The organism is Allofournierella massiliensis (genome assembly GCF_004345265.1).
GTDB classification, from domain to species: Bacteria; Bacillota; Clostridia; order Oscillospirales; family Ruminococcaceae; genus Allofournierella; species Allofournierella massiliensis.
In genome coordinates this window covers 42799-62545 of sequence record NZ_SLUM01000007.1, presented here as the reverse complement: position 1 = coordinate 62545, position 19747 = coordinate 42799, and the positions used below count along the sequence as shown (strand labels likewise).

At 59.0% G+C, this 19747-nt stretch carries 13 protein-coding genes; 1 reads left to right on the top strand and 12 read right to left on the bottom strand.

The window, feature by feature from the left end:
• Position 1: 1 nt before the first annotated feature.
• The 12 genes from miaA to EDD77_RS05280 form a co-directional block, all read right to left on the bottom strand.
• Positions 2–958: a tRNA (adenosine(37)-N6)-dimethylallyltransferase MiaA gene (miaA, locus tag EDD77_RS05335; RefSeq protein ID WP_058962938.1), complete on the bottom strand. Its 957-nt coding sequence runs from the start codon at positions 956–958 to the stop codon at positions 2–4.
• Complete coding sequence (gene mutL / locus EDD77_RS05330) at positions 942–3005, bottom strand: DNA mismatch repair endonuclease MutL (RefSeq protein ID WP_058962937.1); 2064 nt, start codon at positions 3003–3005, stop codon at positions 942–944. The genes miaA and mutL overlap by 17 nt, the downstream gene beginning before the upstream one ends.
• Before the next feature lie 28 nt (positions 3006–3033).
• The gene (mutS, locus tag EDD77_RS05325) at positions 3034–5628 is read right to left on the bottom strand and encodes a DNA mismatch repair protein MutS (RefSeq protein WP_058962936.1); all 2595 of its coding nucleotides are present in this window, start codon (positions 5626–5628) and stop codon (positions 3034–3036) included.
• 105 nt (positions 5629–5733) lie between these two features.
• On the bottom strand, positions 5734–6141 hold the full coding sequence (locus tag EDD77_RS05320) for a YlbF family regulator (protein ID WP_058962935.1): 408 nt from the start codon (positions 6139–6141) through the stop codon (positions 5734–5736).
• An 85-nt stretch (positions 6142–6226) separates the two neighbouring features.
• Positions 6227–7609 carry a tRNA (N6-isopentenyl adenosine(37)-C2)-methylthiotransferase MiaB gene (gene miaB / locus EDD77_RS05315; protein ID WP_058962934.1) on the bottom strand — a complete coding sequence of 461 codons (1383 nt, stop codon included), beginning with the start codon at positions 7607–7609 and terminating at the stop codon, positions 6227–6229.
• A 191-nt stretch (positions 7610–7800) separates the two neighbouring features.
• Positions 7801–10362 (bottom strand): ABC transporter permease, encoded by a 2562-nt coding sequence (locus EDD77_RS05310; protein ID WP_058962933.1) that lies wholly within the window; start codon positions 10360–10362, stop codon positions 7801–7803.
• 6 nt (positions 10363–10368) lie between these two features.
• On the bottom strand, positions 10369–11040 hold the full coding sequence (locus EDD77_RS05305) for an ABC transporter ATP-binding protein (RefSeq protein WP_058962932.1): 672 nt from the start codon (positions 11038–11040) through the stop codon (positions 10369–10371).
• Between the two features lie 133 nt (positions 11041–11173).
• On the bottom strand, positions 11174–12121 hold the full coding sequence (locus EDD77_RS05300; protein ID WP_058962931.1) for a sensor histidine kinase: 948 nt from the start codon (positions 12119–12121) through the stop codon (positions 11174–11176).
• Positions 12114–12800, bottom strand: coding sequence for a response regulator transcription factor (locus EDD77_RS05295; protein ID WP_058962930.1), 687 nt, complete (start codon positions 12798–12800; stop codon positions 12114–12116). The genes EDD77_RS05300 and EDD77_RS05295 overlap by 8 nt, the downstream gene beginning before the upstream one ends.
• A gap of 19 nt (positions 12801–12819) precedes the next feature.
• Complete coding sequence (gene uvrA, locus EDD77_RS05290; protein WP_058962929.1) at positions 12820–15660, bottom strand: excinuclease ABC subunit UvrA; 2841 nt, start codon at positions 15658–15660, stop codon at positions 12820–12822.
• Positions 15661–15663: 3 nt separating this feature from the next.
• Entirely contained in the window at positions 15664–17679 is a 2016-nt protein-coding gene (gene uvrB / locus EDD77_RS05285; protein ID WP_058962928.1) for an excinuclease ABC subunit UvrB, read from the bottom strand.
• Between the two features lie 52 nt (positions 17680–17731).
• Entirely contained in the window at positions 17732–18427 is a 696-nt protein-coding gene (locus EDD77_RS05280; RefSeq protein ID WP_058962927.1) for a JAB domain-containing protein, read from the bottom strand.
• A 96-nt stretch (positions 18428–18523) separates the two neighbouring features.
• Here EDD77_RS05280 and EDD77_RS05275 point away from each other — a divergent pair, with 96 nt between their 5' ends.
• A complete protein-coding gene (locus tag EDD77_RS05275; RefSeq protein WP_058962926.1) occupies positions 18524–19489 on the top strand; it encodes an RluA family pseudouridine synthase in 966 nt (321 codons plus the stop codon).
• Positions 19490–19747: the final 258 nt, after the last annotated feature.

Below are 19747 nucleotides of genomic sequence, written 5' to 3'. Positions count from 1 at the left end.
TTCACACACCAGGCTCCACTTGCGGCCAGTGCGCGTGAATATGGGCAAGTGCCTGCGCCTCCAGATTGCCCTGAATTCCATCCAGCCAAAGGGTCTGGGGCATACGGCGAAACCAGGTGAGCTGCCGCTTTGCATAATTTCGGGAAGCCTGTTTGAGCTTGTCCACACAGGGCTCCAGCGGGTTTTCTCCGCAGAAATACGGAAAGAATTCCTTATAGCCGATGGCCTGAGCAGCTGTATGGTAGGTATCCCGATGATCATAGACCAGCCGGGCCTCCTTCAGAATTCCCTGCTCCAGCATCAGATCCACCCGGCGGTCAATCCGCTGATACAAAACGCTTCGGTCCTCAAAGCCGATGCAAAACAACAGACTGTCGTAGGGTGGCTCGCTCGGTTTTGATTCTGCCCGCTGCCGGGTCATGGTAACGCCGGTGATCTGGAACAGCTCCAGCGCCCGCAGCACCCGCCCCACATTGTTGGGGTGAACCGTGGCCGCGTACTCCGGGTCGATCTGCGCCAGCTTTACGTGCATGGCATCGGCCCCCAGCTGGGCCGCCTGCTCCTCCAGCTGCCTGCGCACGGCCGGGTCGGTTTTCTGTTCAGCAAAACGAACTCCGCTCAACAGGCTTTCCATATAAAGCCCCGTTCCGCCCACCAGCACCGGCAATTTCCCCCGGGCGCTGATGTCACGAATGCAGCGATCTGCAAGGGCCACAAAATCCGCCACGCTGAACGTCTCTTCCGGCGCGAGGAACCCCACCAGATGATGGGGCACTCCCTGCATTTCTTCTTCGGTCACCTTTGCGGTACCCACATCCAGCCCGCGGTAGATCTGCATGGAGTCCACACAGACCACCTCACCGTTCAGCCGTTTGGCCAGCGCCACTGACAAAGAAGTCTTGCCGGAAGCTGTGGGCCCGCCGATGGCCAGAACTTTTGGTTTATCCGATCCGCCCAAACTGTTTTTCCAGCTCCTTCTTTGTCAATTTCAGCACCACCGGTCTGCCGTGGGGGCAGAAGGGCGGCACCTTGCCATCCAGAATATCCTGCGCCAGATGCATCAGTTCGGCACTGGCGGTGCGGTCGCCTGCCTTGATGGCGGCCCGGCAGGCAATGGAATGCAGCACCCACTCGGTCTTTTCGCTCAGTGCATCCCGGCTGCCCCGGGCCAGCTTTGCAGCCAGCTCGCAGATCAGACCCTCCACGTCCGGGGTCTCCACATCGGCCGGAACCGAACGAACCAGCACCGTGCTGCCGCCGAAGTCCTCGGTCTCCACACCTGCATCCCGCAAAAGCGATTCATGTTCCAGAATGGCGTTCTTCTCTTCGGCGGAAAGGTTCACCGTAACCGGGGCCAGCAGCATCTGACTGCTCACCTTTCCGTAATCCGCAGCTAACCGCTCATAGAGGATGCGCTCGTGGGCCGCGTGCTTGTCAATCAGACACATCTCCTGTCCACGCTGGGTGATGATGTAGGTTTTGAACACCTCGCCCACATACTGCAGCGGCTGGCTGGTTTGCTCCGGCTCCATTGTCTGCTGCAAAGGTTCTGGTTGTGGCGTTGATTCCGTCAGCTTCGTCTGTTCGGCGGGCTGCTCTTCGATTACCACGGGTTCCGGCTGCGGCGCGGGCTGCACCGCAGGCATCGCCCACTGCCCGGCAAACTTCTTCTCCGGTTCGGAATACTTTGCCAGTGGAACCGGTTCTGAGCGAAGGCCCTCTCCCACCGGGGTGGCAAAGGAATTTTGCCCATTTTGCCAGTTGCGGGAAATGCGTGGAACATCCTCTTCGTCCGGAACCGTAACAATGGGCTCCAGCGGCTCCTCTTTTTTGGGAGAAACCCGCCAGATTTCACTGATTTCAGCCTTTCGGGGCTCCGTTTCCGCCGTAAAGTCATCTTGTTTCACAGCGAAGTTGAACGTTTTTTTCGTCGGTTCTGGCTGTGCCGCAGGCTGCTTAACCGGTTCCTGCTCAGGTGTTTTGCCCGCAGCAAACTGAAACTGCTGCTCCCCGCTGCCGGGCTGGCCCAGCGCATTTTTCACTGCACCGTAAACCGCGTCGAACACATCGTTTTCCCGGGCGAAGCGCACCTCGGTTTTGGCGGGATGAACGTTCACATCCACCAGCTGTGCCGGCATATTCAGCATCAGCACACAGCCCGGAAACTTGCCCTGCATCAGGGTTCCCCGGTAGGCGTTCTCCATGGCGGCCATCATGGTACGGTTCTTTACAAATCGCCCGTTGATGAAAAAGAACTGCATGCCCCGGCTTGCCCGGCAGGCCCGCGGCGGGGTAATCAGACCGGACACGGAATAGTTGCCCATGCTGGTTTTGACCGGCAGAAGATCTCGGGCGAATTCCTTGCCCAGCACCGCATAGACCGCGCTGCGCAGGTCTCCATCGCCGGGAGTCTTGTAAAGCAGTTTCCCTTCACGGATAAAAGACACGCTCACCTCAGGGTGAGAAAGGGCAATCCGGCTGACCGTCTCGCCCACAAAGGTGCCCTCACTGGAATCCTTCTTCAAAAATTTCATCCGGGCGGGTGTATTGTAAAAAAGATCCCGTACCGAAATGGTGGTTCCGATGGGGCGCGCCCCAGGTTCCATACCCAGCTCTTCCCCGCCCTCAATGCGGTAGCAGCAGGCAAACTCATCCGGCTCGGTGCGGGTGAGCACCTCCACCCGGGCCACACTGGCAATGGACGCCAGCGCCTCGCCGCGGAAGCCCAGGGTGTGGATGCTTTCCAGATCCTCCTGGGTCTGGATCTTGCTGGTGGCATGGCGGATAAATGCGGTGGAGATATACTCCGCCTCAATGCCGCTGCCATTGTCTGCCACCTGAATCAGCGAAACACCGCCCCGTTCAATGGTGACCGCCACCTTTGTGGCGCCGGCATCGATGGAATTTTCCAGCAGTTCCTTCACTACAGAAGCAGGCCGTTCCACCACCTCACCGGCGGCGATCAGCTCCGCGGTATGCTTGTCCAGAATATGTATGACCGCCAAATCCGGTCACCTCCCTGAAAGCGCCGCCTTATTGCAGCGCGTTTTTGATTTCACACAGGAATTGCAGTCCCTCAATACCGGTCAGGGTATTCAGATCGGTATCCCGCAGCTTGTCCAGAATTTCGCTGGGCAGGGCCGGGCTGCTCATCTCTTCCACAACGCCGAAGTCCAGCTGCTCCACCTGTTGCTTTTTGGGTGCTGCCGCTTCCAGCGCGCGCAGTACCTCCTTGGCCCGCTTGGTCACACTGTCCGGCAGACCGGCGAGCTTTGCCACCTGAATGCCGTAGCTGTCATCGGCCGGGCCGCGCACAATGCGCCGCAGGAAGGTGATGTCGTCGCCCCGCTTTTTCACTGCAATGTTATAGTTTTTCACGCAGTCCAGGGTATTTTCCAGCTCAGTCAATTCATGATAGTGGGTAGCAAACAGGGTCTTGCAGCCAATCTGGCCGGCAATATGCTCCACCACTGCCCGGGCAATGCTCATGCCGTCGAAGGTGGAGGTGCCGCGGCCGATTTCGTCCAGAATCACCAGACTGCGTTTGGTGGCATATTGCAGAATCTCAGCCACCTCGGTCATCTCCACCATGAAGGTGGACTGCCCGGCCGCCAGATCGTCCGACGCACCCACGCGGGTGAAGATGGCATCCACCACACCCACCCGACACTCCTGTGCCGGGACAAAGCTGCCAATCTGGGCCATCAGGGTGATCAGCGCATTCTGGCGCATATAGGTGGATTTACCGGCCATGTTGGGGCCGGTGATGATGAGCATACTGTTTTCGCCGCAGTCCAGCAGAGTGTTATTGGGCACGAACAGGCTGCCCTTGAGCATCTGCTCAATAACCGGATGCCGGCCTTCGGTGATGACCAGCTCGTCGCCGTCATCCACAACCGGACGCACATAGTTGTTATTCACTGCCACCTGCGCCAGTGCAGCAAGCACATCCAGCTGGGCAAGGGCGGAGGCGGTGTTCTGCACCCGAAGAATCCGAGCGGAAAGGTCCTTCAACAGATCCTCAAACAGCTGGCGCTCCAAGGCCAGAAGGCGCTCGCTGGCACCAAGGATCTTGCTTTCCAGCTGTTTTAATTCCTCGGTGATGTAGCGTTCCGCGTTGGCCAGAGTCTGCTTGCGGATAAAGTTCTCCGGCACCTGGTCGGTGAAGGATTTGCTGACTTCCAGATAATAGCCGAACACCCGGTTGTAGCCCACCTTCAGGGTGCGGATGCCGGTCTCCTCTTTCATGCGGGCTTCCAGCTGGGAAAGATAGCCCTTGCCGCCATGCACAATGTCGCGCAGCTCATCCACCTCTGCACTGTAACCCTGCTTGATCACGCCGCCGTCCTTCAATGTGGCAGGCGTTTCCTCTTCCAGCGCTGCAAAAATCCGGTCCCGGATATCCTCCAGCGGATCGATCTGCTGCGCAAGCGCATCCAGCTCCGGACAGTTGCAGCCGGAAGCCAGTTCCCGGATCAGGGGCAGCTGGGTGCAGGTGCTGGCCAGCGCGTAAATTTCCTTGGGGGTGGCGGAGCCATACACCGTGCGGGTCATCAGACGCTCCATATCGAACACATGGGACAATGCCTCGCTCAGCTCGGCCCGCTGGATGTTTTCGCTGTAAAGGGCCTGCACACAGTTGAGCCGGCGATTGATGGCCGCCGAGCTCACCAGCGGCTGCTCCAGCCAGCTGCGCAGAAGGCGCTTGCCCATGGCAGTCTGGGTCTTGTCCAGCACCCAGAGCAGAGTGCCCCGTTTCTCGCGGCCGCGCATGGTCTCGGTCAGCTCCAGATTGGCACGGGTAACCGGGGAAAGCTGCATGTACTGGGCTTCGGCGTAGCTGTGCACCAGCTTCAGCCGCTCCACACCCTTTTTCTGGGTGCGGTGCAGGTAACCCAGCAGCGCGCTCAGCGCCGCGTGGGCATTGCCCTCCCTGCCAAGGCCGGTGGCCTTGGGCCAGTCCGCGCCAAACTGCTCGGTCAGCAGACGCTCCACCTCATCCGGGGCGTAGCACTCATCCTCCATCAGCTCCACCGAGCAGGTCATGTGCTGCTTGATGTAGGCGGTCACGTCCTTAAAATCCAGAAGCGCCGTGTTGAACAGCAGCTCGCTGGGATTGTAGCGGCACAGCTCTGCAATCAGCTGGGTGGAGAGTTTTTCCCCCGCCAGCTCGGTGGTGTGGGCGCTGCCGGTGGAAACGTCCGCAAAGCAGACGCCGATGCACCCATTCTTTAAGTATACACTGCCGATGTAGTTGTTTTTGTCGTCCTGCAGCATGCTGCTTTCGATTACGGTACCCGGCGTGATCACCCGGATAATATCCCGCTTGACCAGACCCTTGGCGGTGGCGGGATCCTCCATCTGCTCACAGATGGCAACCTTGTACCCCTTTGCAATCAGCTTCGCCACATAGTTTTCGTAGCTGTGGAAGGGCACACCGCACATGGGGGCGCGCTCCTCCTGCCCGCAGTCCCGGCCGGTGAGGGTAAGCTCCAGTTCCTTGGACGCAAGAATCGCATCGTCATAGAACATCTCGTAAAAATCGCCCAGCCGGAAAAAGACGATCTCGTCCTTATGCTTCTTTTTGATTTCAAAGTATTGCGCCATCATGGGCGAAAGCTGTGCCAACGGTTATCACCTCTGCATTTTTTCAAACGGGAAAGAGTGCGGCCCAAAGAGTACTGGGACTCAGCACCCTCCGGGCCGCACGAACGCTTTTATGGCAAATGCCTTTTAGTGGCAGCCGGAGCAGGAAGAGCAGCTGCCGCTGCAGCCGGCCTGAGGCTCCTGTACGGTCATGGGATCGCCGCCGTTCATCGCAGTGTTGATGATGGCATCGATGTAACCGATCAGAGCTTCTGCCTCAGCCTTGGCCTCGTTGTAGGCAACCATGCTCTCGCTGTTCATGATGTCGGTGTACAGCTGGTTGACCTTGGCATTCAGCTCGGCCACCTTAGCTTCGTCGCGCTCGTCCTTGGCAATCTCGTTGTTCAGATCCAGACGGGCCAGGTTGAACTCGCCGATCATGTTCTGCAGGGTCTCGTCCGCATCGTTGGCTTTGCGGGCGGCATCCAGCGCCAGGTAACGGGCGTCAGTCTGCAGGGCTGCGGCGGCTTTCTTAAACAGGTCGATAACGTCCATGATGATTCTCCTTTGATTGGAACAATTTATATAATAAAAATATTATACCACAAAATTATAAAAAACAGCGGCGTGCGCAGTTTTTTCACACAAGTTCGCCTTTGAGCACCGTGCCACGGGAACCGGTCAGGTGCACCATGGCATAGCTGCCCACCAGCGATGGTTCGGCGGCAAACTCCACCACCAGATTGTTGGTCAGGCGGCCGGAAAGGGTGCCTTCGTCCCGCCCGGGGCCTTCCACCAGCACACGCTGGGTCTGGCCGGTCATATCCGCCACCAGCTTGCGGGCAATCTCATCCTGCACGCTGAGCAACCGGGCCATGCGGTCGGTCTTTTCCTTGCGGGTGATGGGGTCCGGCATGGTGGCAGCCTTGGTTCCGCTGCGCTTGGAGTAAATGAAGGTAAACAGCTGCATGTAGCCTACCTTGCGGATCAGCTCCAGCGTGCCCTCAAAATCCTCCTCGGTCTCGCCGGGGAAGCCCACGATGATATCGCTGGAGAAGGTGATGCCGGGGATCTTCTCCTTGGCGTAGTCCATCAGCTCCAGATACTGGTCCACGGTATAGTGGCGGTTCATCTGGGCCAGAATCCGGTCGCTGCCGCTCTGCACCGGCAGATGCAGGTGGTTGCAGATCTTGTCCTGCGCGGCGATGGTGTCGATCAGCTTGCGGCTGGCATCCTTGGGATGGCTGGTCATGAAGCGGATGTGATAATCGCCGGGCACGGTGCACAGCAGATTCAAAAGATCCGAGAAATCAATCTTTTCCTCCAGGCCCTTGCCGTAGGAGTTCACGTTCTGCCCCAGCAGGGTAATCTCCTTGTAGCCCGCAGCCACCAGCTCCTTGAACTCGGCCAGAATGTCCGCGCTGCGGCGGCTGCGCTCCCGCCCGCGCACATAAGGCACGATGCAGTAGGTGCAGAAGTTATCGCAGCCGTACATGATGGGCAGCCAGGCCCGGAAGTTGGAATCCCGGCGGATGGGGGTCTCCTCCACCACCTCGGCCCGCTCGGTGGGCGTGAGCAGGATACGCTTTTTGTTGCCGGCGATCTTCTCGCACAGCAGCTGCGGCAGGGTGTCGATGCCGTTCACACCGAACACGATATCCACAAAAGGATAGCTTTCGCGGATTTTGTCCACGATGCTCTGCTGCTGAGCCATGCAGCCGCACAGGCCAATGATCAGGCCGGGCTTATCCTTCTTGAGCCGCTTGAGCGCGCCCACGTTGCCGAACACCCGCTGCTCCGCGTGCTCCCGCACGGCACAGGTGTTGAAGAGGATCAAGTCAGCCTCCTCCACCGAGTCGCACATGCCGTAGCCGATATCCGCCAGAACGCCCTTGATCTTCTCTCCGTCATTCACGTTCTGCTGGCAGCCGAAGGAATGCACATAGGCCAGCGGGGGGCTTTCGTACCATTTGGCCACCAGCTCCGCCGCCTGTTTGTTATGTTCAAAATGAATGATCTCCAAAATTCGAGCTCCTTCTGAAAATAGCGTGGTTTCAATATACCGTTCCAGTATACAATACTTTTGCCCATTTCACAAGCCCTTTGCGCTGTGATCCAGTGGGCTGCCCGTGCAAAAATACAGGCAGACAAAAGCCCCGGCCGCCGGGAAGAGTTCTCCGGCGGCCGGGGTCTGCTTTTCTATGGTGATTTTGATCATTCCGCCTGTCGCATCCGCTCCACCACCGGCTGCCCGGCGCCGAAGTGCAGGGCCAGCCGCGGAACCGCGATTCCCAGCAGCACCAGCACAGGAATCGCAGCTAAAAGCGGCCAGATCACAAACCGATAGCTGGTGAAGAACAGGCCGTCCACCAGGGGCTTTACGCACAGCAGTGAGACTCCGACCCCCACGGCCAGACTGCAAAGGATCGTGAACAGGGCATAACAGCTGCCCTCCAGTGCAACCATCGTCTGAAGCTGTCGCCTGGTCATACCGATGGCCTCCAGCATGGCAAATTCCCGCCTGCGGGTCACAATGCCCGTGAGGATAGAGTTAATAAAATTCAACACACCGATCAGCCCGATCACCAGCGAGAGCGAGCCGCCCACCGCCATGAACAGGAACCGTATTCCAGAGTATTCCTGAATGTACCCGTCCCGGGAACGGTAATCCATCAGCGGGTCAATCTGCGTGGTGTAGAGGTTCAGGTATTGCTCCATGGCGTCCACCGATTCCGGCTCCACCGCAAAGGCATAGTTCATCTTGTTGGCGGTGTTGCACATTCCCGCATACACATCCGCTGTGGTGTAATAGACAAATTCGGAAAAGCTGGCCTGCGCCGTCTCGCAGTAATAGGCGGGGTTGATCACCGAAAGAATGGTGAAGGTATGCCGTGCGCCGTCTGCATCGTACAGAGTGACCACGTCACCCACTTTGTGGCGCTGGTCCGGCTCCAGTTTGCCCTCGTCGTTCACCTGGCCAGCAAACAGAATGTATTCGCCGGTGGAGAGCTTCTGCCGGATCGTTTCCGGGTCGCGCTCCCCTTCCATTATCTGCAGGTTGTCCAGAATGAAATCATCCGCACCGTAGATCACCGTGAAGGGATTTTTCGCATCGTCCACTGCCTGCGGCCGGTTTCTCCCGTCATTCCGGCAGGGTTTTCCTTCTGCATCCCAGAGGGTATCCTCCGGCCACTGATACTCCTCCGCCCAGGAATAGATGTCGCACCAGATCGCACCGCCCTGTACAAAGCCCTCTTGCGCCTGCACATTGGCGATCAATGTGTCACTCACCGCGTCTTCGCCGTCCAGCGCCCGGAAGGAGTCGATTCCCCAATAGCGGGCGTTGGCCACAACAAAATCCGTTTTGATAAAACGGGCCAGATATTTGTCCATGTCAAAGCTGCCTGTCAGCGTGAACACACTGTTCATGAGCACCAGCGAAAGACTCATGGATAGAATGACCAACACGGCGCGGCGCTTGTTTCGCCCCACATTGGACAGGGCCATCCGCCAGAGCTTTCCCCCGCTGGTAGAACGCTTTGCCTTTTTCGCCGTTTTCCCGTTTCCTTCGGTATAGCGGGCAGCCTCCACCGGGGAAACCTTTGCGGCAAGCCGGGCAGGCTTGCGCATGCTCAGCAGCACGGTGATCACCGAAAAGGCCGCAGCCCCCAGAAAGACCGCCGGGTTCAGGGCCAACTTGACCTCGTCCACCGTGTTGGTCATCTGCAAAATGAGCGGTGTGAATGCCGTGCCCAGCAAAAAGCCCAGTACCAGCCCCACGGGGATGCCAAACCCGCACATCACAAGCGCCTGACGGCGCAGAATCCGCCGGATCTGTTTTGCGGTGGTCCCGATGGTTTTCAGCAGGCCATAGTAGCGGATGTCCTGCATGACGGAAATCTGAAAGATGTTATAAATGATCAGATACCCGGTGAGCATGATCAGCAGAAGAAGCCCCGCAACCGCACCGATGCTGGTCCAGTCAGCGATCCCGGCGCCCACATAGGCCCAGTTCTCGTTCCATTCCACCTCTTCGGCAAGGCCCGCCTTTTCGGCCATGGCTCGCAACTTGCCGCTGATGTTAATACCATTGGAAAAGGTCACATCACACTGGATGAGCCCCACCTGACTGCCGATCTGCTCGCTTGCCTCGGCCAGTTCATCGGCATGCTCCGTGAGATAGGCCTCACTCACAATTCCGAAGCCCGTGTTCATGATGTCACTGTATCCGAACCAGCCCACCAGTGTGAACTGGCGCTCGATCACCGGCTGATCGTAGCCCATCTTCAGCTGCAGCGTGATGGTCTGCCCCTCCTCCGGGGTGATTCCCAGCAGCTCCAGACTGCGCTCGTCCATGGCAATTTCATCTGCTGCCTGAGGCGCGCGGCCGCCGGTCAGCTGGCAGAACCGGCGCTCATAGGCATCCGGCTGCTGATACCACAGCTCCAGATGACGCTTTAAAAACTCCGGATTTTCCACCTCATAGGCACAGATGATGTTCCGGTCCAGAATGGTTCCCGCCGGGGCCGCCTGCTTAAGCCGGTCGAACTGTTCCTGGGTAAGATCCTTGAAGGTACCGTGGGCGCTGCCGCCGGACTGAAGCATGGTACTGTACTGGAACGAAGCGATCAGATTGCCGCCGATGGAAAACACACTGGTGAATAGAACGGTGGTGAGCATGATCGCCAGAATGGCAATCAGATTGCGGCCCCGGTTTGCCCGGAAGCTCTTGTCCGCCAGGCGATGCAGGGCCTTTCGATTGTTGATCTTCAGCACGGCTCATCACCGCCCTTCCCGGATGCGGCCATCCTCAATGCGCACAATCCGGTCCGCCAGCTGGGCAATCTCCTCGTTGTGGGTGATCATTACAATGGTCTGCCCGAACCGCTCGCTGGTCACCCGAAGCAGGCTCAGCACATCCTGGCTGGTTTTGGAATCCAGATTGCCGGTGGGCTCATCCGCCAGAAGAATGGCAGGCTTCGTGGCCAGCGCCCGGGCAATGGCCACCCGCTGCTGCTGGCCGCCGGAAAGCTGGCTGGGCAGGCTTTGCAGCTTGTTTTCCAGCCCCAGTGTGGCGATGATCCGGCTCACGAAGGCCCGATCCACCCGGTTTCCGTCCAGCTCAATGGGCAGCACGATGTTCTCGTATACGTTCAGCACCGGCACCAGATTGTAGCTTTGAAATACAAAGCCGATCTTCCTGCGGCGGAAGATGGTAAGCGCATCCTTTTTCAGCTGGAAGATATCCTTGCCCTCCACCAGCACCTTGCCGCTGGTGGGTTCATCCAGCCCGCCCAGCATGTGCAGCAGGGTGGATTTTCCGCTGCCGCTGGTGCCCACAATGGCCACGAACTCCCCTTCCGCCACGGTCAGGTCCACTCCGTCCAGGGCGCGCACCTGGGTTTCGCCCTCGCCGTAGTATTTTTTCAGCGCTCTTGTTTCCAGAACGTTCATTCCTCCAAAACCTCCCGATAAAAATAGTCTGTGCGGCAAAGAATGCGCAAGCGCGCTTTTCTTTACAGCACAGACTATACCAGACGATGCTTACCGCACCCTTACAAACAGCGGAGCAAATCGAACAGTTCTGTCACATTTGCGCTTCCAGAGGCAGATACAGCGAAAATTCGCTGCCCCTGCCCGGCTCCGACGCCAGTTTGATGTAGCCACCCTGTTGGGCGGCAATCTGCCTTGCCAGTGCAAGGCCTACCCCGACTCCAGGGCTCTTTGCCGCAGCATGGCCCCGGTAAAACCGCTGGAATACTGCTGCCTGCTCTTTCTCCGGAATGCCGGGGCCGTCGTCTTTCACTGCGATGCGGCAGAACATGGCATACTGCTCACAGGCAATGGAAACATGCCCGCCCGCCGGGGTGTACTTGATGGCGTTATCCACCAGATTGCCCACTGCTTCCTGCGTCCACTTTCGGTCAAAGCAGGCCGAAACGCCGGCAGGCTCAATGTGCAGTGACACTCCCTTTTGCTCTGCCGCAGGCCGGAAGGAATGTTCCAGCGCCCGCAGCAATGGTTCCAGAGGTTGAACCTCGGCCACAGGCTGAACGACCCCGCTTTCCAGCCGGGACAGCTTGACCAGCGCCTCGATCAGAAACCGGAGCTTTTCCGCCTCGGTATTGATCTGGCCCAGCATGGGGCGGGCAGCGGCAGGCAGCGGCTGCTCGTCCAGCAGCTGCCCATAGAGCAGGATATTTGCCAGCGGGGTTTTGGTCTGATGGGAAATATCCCCAATCAGAGATTTGATGCGCCCCCGATCCTCCTCGATTGACTTGCGGGAGAGCTGACTGGAGCGGAGAAAGCGGCTCAGCTTTTCCTCCAGCCGGGAAAGCCGGGCTTCGCTGTAATTTCTCTGCTCAAAGCTGCCCGCAATGGCCTGCTCCAGCATCTGCTCCAAACGACGCATGGTGCGCCGGGTGTACCAGCCATAGACGGCCACACAAATACCGGCTGCCACAACTATAAGCGCGCACAATCCCAGCAGCAGAGCCAGCTGCCCGGGAGTGACGCCGAAAAGCCAGTCATTCATCACCGTTCCCCTTCCAGATATAGCCCACACCGTAGACCGTCTGGATATAACGGGGGCTGCGCGGGTCATCCTCCAGCTTGGCACGCAGGCGGCGCACCGCTACCGACAGGGTGTTTTCGTCCACAAATTCGCCGCCGTCCCATACCTGATCCAGCAGAGTGTCCCGGGGAACAATCTGCCCCCGGTTTTTCACCAGCAGCTGCAACAGACGCTGTTCCGTGCGGCTGAGCACAACTTCAACACCCTGCTTTTCAAACCGGAGCCGGGCGAAATCAAACCGGAAGGGACCGATCTCCACCAGCTCCGGCCCGGCAGGCACGCGGCGGCGCAGCGCGGCGGTAACCCTTGCCCGCAGTACTGCAAGGCTGAAGGGCTTGGTGATATAGTCATCGCCACCTGCTTCCAGCGCCGCCACCTCGCTGTATTCGGTATCGTTGGCAGTGAGAAAAAGCACCGGAACCGGATCCCGCCGGTCGCGCAGCTGGCGGCAAAGCTCCAGCCCATTGCCGTCCGGCAGACCCAGATCCAGAAGAATCAGGGAGAACACCCTCGTCTGTAATGCCCGCCGGGCCTCGGCCAGCGTGGCGCAGCGAACAAACTCATAGGGCTGCTGGCTGAATGCGAGAGCAATGCCCTCGCTCAGCGCCGCATCGTCCTCTACCAACAGAATGGTTTCCATGGAATTCCTCTTTGCTTTCTTATTCGGTTACCCGATCCCGCTCCAGAATGGGGCCCAGGTATTTACCGGTATAGGAGGCAGGCACCTTGGCCACCTCTTCCGGGGTGCCGGTGACCACGATGGTGCCGCCTTCGTCACCGCCTTCGGGGCCCAGATCAATGATATAATCTGCCCGCTTGATGATGTCCAGATTGTGCTCGATGATGACCACGGTGTTGCCCGCGTCCACCAGACGATCAAGCACGGTGATGAGCTTGTGCACGTCTGCCACATGCAGGCCGGTGCTGGGCTCGTCCAGTACATACACAGTCTGGCCGGTCTCCCGCTTGGCCAGCTCCAGTGCCAGCTTTACGCGCTGAGCCTCACCGCCGGACAGGGTGGTGGCACTCTGGCCCAGCTTGATGTAGCCAAGGCCCACGTCCAGCAGGGTCTGCAGCTTGCGGTGGATGCGGGGAATGTTGGCAAAGAAGGTGCAGGCCTCCTCCACCGTCATGTCCAGCACGTCGGCAATGCTCTTATCCTTGTACTTAACTTCCAGCGTTTCCCGGTTGTAGCGGGCGCCCTTACATACCTCACAGGGTACGAAGATATCCGGCAGAAAGTGCATCTCGATCTGCACAATGCCGTCGCCCTCACAGGCTTCGCAGCGGCCGCCCTTCACGTTGAAGCTGAACCGGCCGGGGCCGTAGCCGCGCATCTTGGCATCCTGCGTCTGGGCAAACACATTGCGGATGTCGGTGAACACGCCGGTATAAGTGGCCGGATTGGAACGGGGCGTACGGCCGATGGGCGCCTGATCGATGCCGATGACCTTGTCCACGTTTTCCAGACCCTTGATCTCCTTGTATTTGCCGGGGCGGCGCTTGGCGCCGTTCAGCTCCATGGCCAGCGCCTTGTAGAAAATCTCGTTGATCAGGCTGGACTTGCCGCTGCCGGACACACCGGTCACACAGATCATCTTGCCCAGCGGGATATCCACGTTCACATTCTTCAGGTTGTTTTCGGCCGCGCCCACGATGCGCAGCTTTTTGCCGTTGCCCTTACGGCGGGTGGCGGGCACCTCAATCCGCTTGCGGCCGGACAGATACGCGCCGGTGATGCTGCGGGGGGCCTTGCAGATATCCTCCACCGAGCCCTCGGCCACCACCTCACCGCCGTGCACGCCCGCGCCGGGGCCGATGTCCACGATGTAGTCCGCCTGACGCATGGTGTCCTCGTCGTGCTCCACCACCACCAGCGTGTTGCCCAGATCCCGCAAGCGTTTCAGGGTAGCGATCAGCTTGTCGTTGTCCCGCTGGTGCAGGCCGATGCTGGGCTCATCCAGCACATAGAGCACGCCGGTGAGGGCGCTGCCGATCTGGGTGGCCAGCCGGATGCGCTGGCTCTCACCACCGGACAGACCGGACGCACCGCGGGAAAGGGTCAGGTAATCCAGACCCACGCTCTGCAAGAAGCCCAGCCGCTCGCGCACCTCTTTCAGGATGCCGTCGCCGATGCGGTGCTCCTGATCGGTCAACTGGATGTCGTTGATGAAGTTCAGCTCCTGGCGCACACTCATCTCGCACAGGTCGCTGATGTTCACCTCGCCCACGGTAACCGCCAGACTGGTGGGCTTGAGCCGCTTGCCGTGGCAGTCCGGGCATTCCACCCCGTTCATCACGGTGGCGATCTCTTCCTTCATCCACTCGCTGCTGGTCTCCCGGAAGCGGCGTTCCAGATTGTTCACGATGCCCTCGAATTCGTTCAGGTAACGGCCGGAACCGAACTCGTTTTCCCGGTGCATCTCGATGCGTTCACCGCCGGTGCCGTAAAGAATGGCGTTCACCGCCTCGGCGCTCATCTCCTTAACAGGCGTGTCCAGCGTGAAGCCGTACTTTTTGCCCAGGCCCTTGTAGTACATCTCGCTGATCGAACCCTCAGCGTAGTACCAGCCGCTGGCCTTGATGGCGCCCTCCCGGATGGACAGGTCCTTGTTGGGGATGATCAGCTCCGGGTCCACCCGCATGAAGGTGCCCAGACCGGTGCAGCGTTCGCAGGCGCCGAAGGGGTTGTTGAAGCTGAACATGCGGGGCTCCAGCTCGTCGATGGAGATGCCGTGATCCGGGCAGGCATAGCTTTGGCTGAACTGCATCTCTTCCCCGCCATTCACATCGATGGTCACCAGACCACCGGTGAGGGCGATGGCCGTTTCCAGCGAATCCGCCAGACGGCTCTGCACGGTGTCGTTGATGACCAGACGGTCCACCACGATCTCCACCGTGTGCTTTTTGTTCTTTTCCAGACTGATTTCTTCGTCCAGATCATAGAGGTTGCCGTCGATGCGTACGCGGGCGTAGCCGCCCCGCCGGGCGGCCTCCAGCTCCTTCTGCTGGGTGCCCTTGCGGCCCCGTACCACCGGGGCCAGCACCTGGAACTTGGTGCCCTTGGGCAGCGCCAGAATGGCGTCAACCATCTGGTCCACCGTCTGCTGGCTGATCACCCGGCCGCAGATGGGGCAATGGGGCACGCCGATGCGGGCGTACAACAGGCGCAGATAGTCGTAGATTTCGGTTACGGTACCCACGGTGGAGCGGGGGTTTCGGTTGGTGGTTTTCTGGTCGATGGAGATGGCCGGCGAAAGGCCCTGAATGTCGTCCACATCCGGCTTTTCCATCTGGCCCAGGAATTGACGGGCATAGCTGGAAAGGCTCTCCATATAACGGCGCTGGCCGTCCGCATAAATGGTATCGAAGGCCAGGCTGGACTTGCCGCTGCCGGACAGGCCGGTCATCACGATCAGCTTGTCCCGCGGGATGGTCAGGTTTACATTTTTCAGGTTGTGCTCGCGGGCACCCTTGATGACGATCTTATCGTTATTCAATGCTCAGAACTTTCCTTTCCTCTTTTTCGGCTTTGCTTCCGGGGTATCATCACTGGGATTCTCGCCCCGGCGCAGCTTTTCAATGCGGTCACGCAGGAAGGCCGCGTGCTCGAATTCCAGCAGCTTGGCCGCCTCCTTCATCTCGCGGGTCAGGCGGGTGATCAACTGCTCCCGCTCCGCCTTGCTCATGCGGCGGGTGCCAAGCTTCGCGTTCTCCTTGTGGTCGCTGATTTCAATGCTGTCGCGGATGCTCTTCACGATGGTTTTCGGAGTGATGCCGTGGGCCTCGTTGTAGGCCATCTGGATGGAGCGGCGGCGCTCGGTCTCGGTGATGGCCTTCTCCATGCTGGGAGTGACCTCATCCGCATACATGATTACGATGCCTTCCGCATTTCGGGCGGCACGGCCGATGGTCTGCACCAGACTGGTCTCGCTGCGCAAAAAGCCTTCCTTGTCCGCGTCCAGAATCGCCACCAGCGATACCTCCGGCAGATCCAGACCCTCGCGCAGCAGGTTGATGCCCACGATCACGTCGATGGTGCCGGTACGCAGATCCTTGATCAGCTCCATCCGCTCGAAGGTATCCACCTCGTGGTGCATATATTTGACCTTGACCCCGTGCTCGGTGAGGAAGTCGGTCAGGTCCTCGGCCATCTTCTTGGTCAGGGTGGTCACCAGCACCCGCTCGTTCCGGGCAGTGCGCTGGTTGATCTCGCCCAGCAGATCCTCGATCTGGCCCTCCACCGGCTTGACGATGATCTGGGGATCCAGCAGACCGGTAGGGCGGATCACCTGCTCGGCCACCCGCACGCTGTGCTCCCGCTCATATTCGCCAGGCGTTGCACTCACGAACACGATCTGGTTCAGCTTGCTTTCCACCTCCTCGAATTTGAGGGGGCGGTTGTCAAAGGCGGAAGGCAGACGGAAACCGAAATCCACCAGAGTTTTCTTGCGGGCATAGTCACCGCCGTACATGGCCCTCAGCTGGGGCAGCATCACATGGCTCTCGTCCACAAACAACAAAAAGTCCTTGGGGAAGTAATCCAGCAGCGTGGTGGGCGTGGAGCCGGGCGCACGGCCGGAAAGCACCGCGGAATAGTTCTCGATGCCCTTGCACATGCCCACTTCCTGCAGCATCTCCATATCATAGTTGGTGCGCTGGGCAATGCGCTGGGCCTCCAGCAGCTTGCCCTCCTCGGTGAACTTCTTCACCTGCCGGTCCATCTCTTCCCGGATGCTCACAAGGCCCGCCTGCATCTTTTCCGGAGAAACGATGTAGTGGCTGGCCGGGAAGATGGCCACGTGCTTGACCACGTTTTTTCGCTCGCCGGTGAGGGGGTTCATCTCGCTGATGCGATCGATCTCGTCCCCGAAGAATTCCACCCGGATGGCCACGTCGTTCATATAGGCCAGGTTGATCTCCACCGTGTCGCCCCGAACCCGGAACTTGTTGCGCACGAAGTTGATGTCGTTGCGCTCGTATTGCAGCTTCACCAGCCGTTTGCACAGCTCGTCCCGGTCCATCTGCATGCCGGGGCGCAGGCTGATGACCATGCTCCGGTAGTCGATGGGGTCGCCCAGGCTGTAGATGCAGGACACACTGGCCACGATGATCACATCCCGCCGCTCGGACAAAGCCGCTGTGGCGGAATGGCGCAGCCGGTCGATTTCGTCATTGATGGCGCTGTCCTTTTCGATGTAGGTATCGGTGGACGGAATATAGGCCTCCGGCTGGTAGTAGTCGTAGTAGGAAACGAAGTATTCCACCGCGTTCTCCGGGAAGAACTCCCGGAACTCGGTGCAAAGCTGGGCCGCCAGGGTCTTGTTATGGGCCAGCACCAGTGTGGGCCGGTTGACCTTGGCAATCACGTTGGCCATGGTAAAAGTTTTGCCGCTGCCGGTCACACCCAGCAGGGTCTGGGCCTTATCGCCGTTCAGGATGCCCTGGGCCAGTGTTTCAATGGCCTGGGGCTGGTCGCCCGTTGGCTGATAGGGTGCTACAAGTTTAAACTGATCCATTCGATCATCCTTTCTGTTCGCGGGCAGGGCCGCGCGTTTTCTGCCGGCAATCTCAGGTAAACAGGCTCTGGAACCGGTCGCTCTGCCGCAGGGAGATGTATCCGTCCGGGGCAACGATCACATGGTCCACCAGCTTCAGACCCAGTGTCCCCAGCTTCTGGCGGATCTGGCTGGTCAGATTCATATCTTCCCGGGAGGGCAGCGCAAAGCCTCTGGGATGGTTGTGGGCCAGCACCAGCTGGGTAGCCCCCAGAGTGATCATCCGGCTGCTGAGTACATTCACAAACACCGACGAGGCGTTCACCGTGCCCTCAAAGCATTTTTCCACCTTGAGGATGTGGTTGCGGTCGTCCAGATACATGGCATAGACCTGCTCCACACGGGCGCCGTAAAACAATGACTCCATGTGTTCGCCCACCTCTTCCAGGCTTTTCACGGTGCGCACCGGACGGGTTTTGTGCTGGTGGTAGCGCCGGTCCACCGCCAGAAACAGGCGGATCAGCCGGGCGGTAGCCGGGCCCACGCCCTCCACCTGAGTGAGCTCCTGCTCACTGGCCTCCAACACCCGGTCCAGCCCACCGAAATGATCCATCAGCGCGTGGGCAATCGGGTTCACATCCTTGCGGGGAATGGCATGAAACAGGATGTATTCCAGCACCTCATGATCGGAAAAGCCATCGAAGCCGGTCTCTTCAAACCGCTTACGCATCCGCTGGCGGTGGTTTGCGTGAATCTGCTGCTGCGCCATTCCTGTGTTCCCCGTTCCCTTCAAAGTTACGCTTTACGCGCTATTCTTTATATTATATACTATTTACAGGTTATTGGAAAGAGAGGAACCTTTTGAATGAAACGCTTTACCGCGGGCACCAATGAGGAAGGCGTGCGCCTTTCCCGTTTTGTGCAAAACGTTACTGTTAATCTGCCCAACAGCTTGCTGTACAAGAGCTTTCGGAACAAACGCATCAAGGTAAACGGCAAAAAAGCCGACGCAGATTACCGCATTCATGCCGGGGATGTGCTGGAGCTTTATATCAACGACGAGTTCTTTTCCGCTGCTCCTGCGCCCAAGGCACCGGCCCGCCGTCAGCCGCCGGTTCAGGTGGTCTACGAGGACGAGAATCTGGCGGTGCTGTACAAGCCCGCTCACCTGCTCTGCCACTCGGATCGCACCGGCGACGCCAATCTGGTGGATGCCTTCACCGCTTATCTTACCCAGAAAGGCGAATATATTGCCGGGCAGGAGCACACCTTTGCCCCTGCGCTGTGCAACCGGCTGGACCGGGGCACCGAGGGTCTGGTGGTGGCCGCAAAGAATTACGCCGCTTTGCGGGACATGAACGAGATCATCCGCACCGATCTGGTGCGCAAGGAGTACCTGACCATCACTTTCGGCAAGCCGCCCAAGGGCCGCCACACCGCCTGGCTGCGCCACAATGAATCCAACAACAAGGTGCAGGTCCGTGCCGACGCTGCCGAGGGCTTCAAAGAGATCATCACCGAGGTGACTCCGGAAAAGGTAATTGGCCCCTTCACCCTCTGTCGCATCGGGCTGGTGACCGGCCGCACCCATCAGATTCGCGCTCATCTGGCGTTTCTGGGTGCACCGGTGCTGGGCGACATCAAATACGGCAACCGGAAGTGGAACGAAAAGGCCGGCCTGAAGACCCAGGCCCTGTGTGCAGTACAACTGACTTTCGGCCAGATCCCGGAGGAAAGCTTGCTGCATTACCTGAGCGGCAAGCAGATCCGTTTGGAGCAGCCTCAGATCCTGACCACCTTCAACGACCTGGCCAAGCTGGGGCCCCGGTGAATTCTTTCGGCAGTCAGGCTGCATATTCTTGCATTTTGCCTGTTCTGGCCACTGTTTTCCCCTGCTTTGCAGAGAATAAGGCTTCTTGATATTCGCTTTTTGAAAAAGATTTTCACGCCCGTCACATTTAGTGTCGGGCGTTTTGTTTTTCCTCTTTCCTTTAAGACACAAGAAAAAGAGCGAAACGCGTTTTATGAACGCGTTTCGCTCTTTTGTTCGAACCATCTTCCCCGGCATGCACGCATCAAAAGAGGCGCA

Bases quoted from the DNA above. Each gene is read 5' to 3' on its own strand.
- uvrB (WP_058962928.1), bottom strand. From the start codon at position 17,679: ATGGATCAGTTTAAACTTGTAGCACCCTATCAGCCAACGGGCGACCAG.
- EDD77_RS05300 (WP_058962931.1), bottom strand. From the start codon at position 12,121: ATGAATGACTGGCTTTTCGGCGTCACTCCCGGGCAGCTGGCTCTGCTG.
- EDD77_RS05320 (WP_058962935.1), bottom strand. From the start codon at position 6,141: ATGGACGTTATCGACCTGTTTAAGAAAGCCGCCGCAGCCCTGCAGACT.
- EDD77_RS05295 (WP_058962930.1), bottom strand. From the start codon at position 12,800: ATGGAAACCATTCTGTTGGTAGAGGACGATGCGGCGCTGAGCGAGGGC.
- EDD77_RS05275 (WP_058962926.1), top strand. From the start codon at position 18,524: ATGAAACGCTTTACCGCGGGCACCAATGAGGAAGGCGTGCGCCTTTCC.
- EDD77_RS05280 (WP_058962927.1), bottom strand. From the start codon at position 18,427: ATGGCGCAGCAGCAGATTCACGCAAACCACCGCCAGCGGATGCGTAAG.
- EDD77_RS05305 (WP_058962932.1), bottom strand. From the start codon at position 11,040: ATGAACGTTCTGGAAACAAGAGCGCTGAAAAAATACTACGGCGAGGGC.